At 55.0% G+C, this 211-nt stretch carries 1 protein-coding gene; it reads right to left on the reverse strand.

Translation table 11 applies throughout. From position 1 onward, the window contains the following. The coding region (locus LCF57_RS28240; RefSeq protein ID WP_226001948.1) for a transposase at window positions 1-211 on the reverse strand (211 nt) is incomplete at both ends.

Below are 211 nucleotides of genomic sequence, written 5' to 3' on the forward strand. Positions count from 1 at the left end.
GATGGGCTTAGTCGGTTGCTCCGTACCCACTCTTTGCTGTCTTCCCAGACATGCCGAGTCACCACTTTGCGGTGGTTTCGAGACTGGGTACACTGGCCCAGCAGTAGGCAATACTCGCATTTAGCTGGGTCAGAGGCATACTGCCGGTATCCCTTACGGTCCGTCGTTCGGTAGGGCAGTTCCTGTTGGGCTGGGCAAATATATACATTGC

Source organism: Paenibacillus sp. BJ-4, from assembly GCF_020404765.1.
In the GTDB taxonomy this organism is placed as follows: Bacteria; Bacillota; Bacilli; order Paenibacillales; family Paenibacillaceae; genus Paenibacillus.